Raw genomic sequence first — 3,598 nt, forward strand, 5'->3', positions numbered from 1 at the left:
CGAACACGGAAGTTAAGCTTCTCAGCGCCGATGGTAGTTGGGGGCTGTCCCCCTGTGAGAGTAGGACGTTGCCAGGCTGTTATTTTAAATAACATGCATACTTTATTATATTAAACATATAATAGTATGGTATTAGTATCGTCGCGGGGTGGAGCAGTCTGGTAGCTCGTCGGGCTCATAACCCGAAGGTCGCAGGTTCAAATCCTGCCTCCGCAATTTGGTTTGGTAGTTCAGCTGGTTAGAATGCCTGCCTGTCACGCAGGAGGTCGCGGGTTCGAGTCCCGTCCAGACCGTTACATAATTGATTTTAAAGGTACGAAACTTGGTTTCGTCTTTTTTTATTTAAAAGCATTTGAAGAGCCCATAGATTTTTCATCCTTAGGAGAGATCCTAAGGTTTTTTTGCACATAAATAAGGTAAAATGAAGATAATGACATGTTTATGTAAAAAGGTGATGGAATGAAGCAATACGAACTAAATACAACGGATTCAACTCAAACATTAAGCTTTGCGGTAAAATTGGCTGAACGTTTGCTGCCAGGAGATGTTATTACTCTTGAAGGAGATTTGGGCGCAGGTAAAACAACTTTTACAAAAGGATTAGCCCAGGGTCTGGGGGTTAAGCGGACCGTAAACAGTCCAACTTTTACAATCATAAAAGAATATGCAGGGAGAATGCCTCTCTATCATATGGATGTGTATCGGGTGGGAGATACCTTTGAAGATCTTGGTTTTGATGAATACTTTGAAGGCGATGGAGTAACAGTAGTGGAATGGGCTCATTTAATTGAAGAGCAGCTCCCATCAGAACGTTTGACAATTTTCTTGTACCATGAGAGCCAAGAAAAAAGAAAAATAGTTTTCGTTCCAAAGGGGGAACGATATGAGCAATTATGTAAGGAGATTTTTTCATGACGATTTTAGCAATTGATACTTCTAATTATGCCCTTGGTGTAGCACTTTTAGAAGAAAATCAAGTACTTGGCGAATATATGACGAATTTGAAAAAAAACCATTCAGTCCGAATTATGCCTGCTATTCAGACGTTAATGCAGGATTGTGACCGTGTACCTGCCGATTTAACAAAAGTAGTCGTGGCAAAAGGACCAGGTTCCTATACGGGTGTTAGAATTGGAGTAACGATAGCTAAAACACTGGCTTGGACATTGAAAATTCCACTTGTGGGTGTTTCAAGTCTAGAAATTTTAGCTTCTGGAACTGGCCGCCACTTTGACGGCTATGTTTCTCCTTTATTTGATGCCAGAAGGGGACAGGTTTATACAGGATTATATCATTATAAAAATGGTGAGCTCATCCAGGTTGAACAGGATCAGTTAATCATGTCAGACGATTGGGCGCGTTCCTTAATAAAGACGGATAAACCTGTTCTCTTTGTCGGCAATGACCTGCCTATTCACCAAGAGAAAATTGCGGAAATTCTAGGAACTAAGGCTATATTTGCAGCAATAACGGAACACAATCCGCGACCTTCTGAACTTGCCTTATTAGGCCAATTTCAATCAGAGGAAGATGTCCATTCATTTGTACCGAATTATATTCGTTTAGCGGAAGCAGAGGCAAAGTGGTTAGAGGCAAATAGGAAAATTTCTAAAGGACAGGATTAGAGGAATATGGTAGATTCTTTTGTTTTTCGATATATGAGGGAAGAGGACATTGATCAGATTTTAGAAGTGGAGCATGCCTCCTTTACGACCCCATGGAGCCGTGAAGCCTTCTATAATGAACTTAATAATAATAAATTTGCAGTCTATATTGTTCTTGAGGAAGAGGATAAAATTATTGGCTATTGTGGTGCTTGGATTGTCATCGACGAGGCCCATATTACCAATATTGCCATTCTACCGGGATATCGGGGCAAGAAGCTAGGAGAGGCCTTGCTGCAAAAAATGATGTCTGTGGCTAGAGAAATGGGGGCAAAGAGTATGACCTTGGAAGTGCGTGTAACTAACCAGATTGCCCAATCCCTTTACCGAAAATTTGGATTTCAAAATGGCGGAATCCGAAAAAATTATTATTCCGATAATCAGGAAGATGCTTTAGTAATGTGGGTGAATTTATGAAAAAAGACCAATGGATTTTAGGAATTGAAACGAGTTGTGATGAAACGGCAGTTGCAATCATAAAAAACGGAAGGGAGATTGCTGCTAATATTGTTGCCTCACAAATAGAAAGTCATAAACGATTTGGCGGGGTTGTACCGGAGATTGCCTCAAGACACCATGTGGAGCAAATAACCATTGTTCTTGAAGAAGCATTAAATCAAGCAAATCTTTCCTTTAAAGATATTGATGCAATTGCTGTGACTGAAGGCCCTGGGTTGGTGGGAGCTTTATTAATCGGTGTTAATGCAGCAAAGGCTCTTGCCTTTGCCCATAATCTTCCGCTTGTACCGGTTCATCATATTGCAGGACATATATATGCCAACCGCTTGGTAACGGAAATGAAATTCCCGCTATTAGCCCTTGTTGTGTCAGGTGGGCATACAGAGCTTGTCTACATGAAGGAACATGGCCATTTTGAAGTCATTGGAGAGACAAGGGATGACGCAGCAGGAGAAGCCTATGACAAGGTGGCAAGAACACTTAATCTTCCATATCCAGGGGGACCGCATATCGACCGTCTAGCCCATGAAGGAAGCCCGACCATTAATCTGCCGCGTGCCTGGTTGGAAGAAGGATCTTATGATTTTAGTTTTAGTGGATTAAAGTCGGCAGTTATTAACACTGTCCACAATGCCGAGCAACGTGGTGAGACTATTACCCCGGAAGATCTTGCAGCTAGTTTTCAAGAAAGCGTGATTGATGTGCTTGTTAAGAAGACGGAAAGAGCTGCTTCCGAATATAATGTGAAACAGGTATTATTAGCCGGCGGGGTTGCAGCGAATAAGGGGCTTCGAAGCGCCTTGGAAAAGGTATTCTCTCATTATCCTGAGATAGAATTAGTTGTCCCTCCAATATCTTTATGCACAGATAATGCTGCGATGATTGCGGCGGCAGGAAGTATTATGTTTGAAAAAGGCGTTCGTGCTGAACTTTCACTTAATGCAATTCCAGGATTAGAGATTGAATTATATAATGATTAGCTCTTCTGTTATAAGAAGAGCTTTTTTTGTGGATAAAAATATTATTCGACATTTCTGGCAATTGAGGTTTAGTGGATAAGTCACTGTAAAGTGTTAATAATGTGGATAAGTTGAACGATTACTGTGGATAATGTGGAAAAGGTTGAAAAACAGTGAAGTTGTTACTGTTTATTATGTGAATAAGTCTGTGGAAAAGGTGGACATATTAACATTTTTTAAATGGAAGAGTGAAAAACTAGCGTAATTTCTAAGGATTTTGCCGGAAAATGTCGATTTATTTTGAATATCTATTGATATTGTCGAATAATATGTTGATAAATGCTGAAATTTGGTTTTCAGATTTTTTTAGCTCTGTGGAAAAATGCATAGGGGATAGGGGAGTTGTCCTTAACAAGCCGATGAAAGCCAAAACTCATCGCAAGAGCCCAGAAAAAGGTCTTCATGAAGGCGATGAAAGCCAAAACTCATCGCAAGAGCCCAGAAAAAGGTCTTCAT

Annotated in this window: 5 protein-coding genes, 2 tRNA genes and 1 rRNA gene; all 8 read left to right on the forward strand. The window is 40.5% G+C overall.

From position 1 onward, the window contains the following. Positions 1-77 (forward strand): 5S ribosomal RNA (rrf, locus tag ACFQZ9_RS26055); the annotation flags it as partial. Positions 78-142: 65 nt separating this feature from the next. After that, positions 143-216, forward strand: a tRNA-Met gene (locus ACFQZ9_RS26060). A 3-nt stretch (positions 217-219) separates the two neighbouring features. Then, positions 220-293: transfer RNA gene (locus ACFQZ9_RS26065), tRNA-Asp, on the forward strand. 166 nt (positions 294-459) lie between these two features. Then, positions 460-915, forward strand: coding sequence for a tRNA (adenosine(37)-N6)-threonylcarbamoyltransferase complex ATPase subunit type 1 TsaE (gene tsaE, locus ACFQZ9_RS26070; protein ID WP_198313678.1), 456 nt, complete (start codon positions 460-462; stop codon positions 913-915). Then, positions 912-1,625 carry a tRNA (adenosine(37)-N6)-threonylcarbamoyltransferase complex dimerization subunit type 1 TsaB gene (tsaB, locus tag ACFQZ9_RS26075; RefSeq protein WP_198313677.1) on the forward strand — a complete coding sequence of 238 codons (714 nt, stop codon included), beginning with the start codon at positions 912-914 and terminating at the stop codon, positions 1,623-1,625. The genes tsaE and tsaB overlap by 4 nt, the downstream gene beginning before the upstream one ends. 6 nt (positions 1,626-1,631) lie before the next feature. Next, entirely contained in the window at positions 1,632-2,081 is a 450-nt protein-coding gene (gene rimI / locus ACFQZ9_RS26080; RefSeq protein WP_198313676.1) for a ribosomal protein S18-alanine N-acetyltransferase, read from the forward strand. Beyond that, complete coding sequence (tsaD, locus tag ACFQZ9_RS26085) at positions 2,078-3,103, forward strand: tRNA (adenosine(37)-N6)-threonylcarbamoyltransferase complex transferase subunit TsaD (RefSeq protein ID WP_198313675.1); 1,026 nt, start codon at positions 2,078-2,080, stop codon at positions 3,101-3,103. The genes rimI and tsaD overlap by 4 nt, the downstream gene beginning before the upstream one ends. A 266-nt stretch (positions 3,104-3,369) precedes the next feature. Next, on the forward strand, positions 3,370-3,598 hold a 229-nt coding region (locus ACFQZ9_RS26090), incomplete at its 3' end, for a hypothetical protein (protein WP_498946327.1).

This window comes from Neobacillus sp. GCM10027624 (assembly GCF_042675345.1).
Taxonomy (GTDB): domain Bacteria; phylum Bacillota; class Bacilli; order Bacillales; family Cytobacillaceae; genus Neobacillus; species Neobacillus cucumis_D.

Excerpts from the sequence above, each read along its gene's own strand:
- tsaE (WP_198313678.1), top strand. The coding sequence starts at position 460 with ATGAAGCAATACGAACTAAATACAACGGATTCAACTCAAACATTAAGC.
- tsaB (WP_198313677.1), top strand. The coding sequence starts at position 912 with ATGACGATTTTAGCAATTGATACTTCTAATTATGCCCTTGGTGTAGCA.
- rimI (WP_198313676.1), top strand. The coding sequence starts at position 1,632 with ATGGTAGATTCTTTTGTTTTTCGATATATGAGGGAAGAGGACATTGAT.
- tsaD (WP_198313675.1), top strand. The coding sequence starts at position 2,078 with ATGAAAAAAGACCAATGGATTTTAGGAATTGAAACGAGTTGTGATGAA.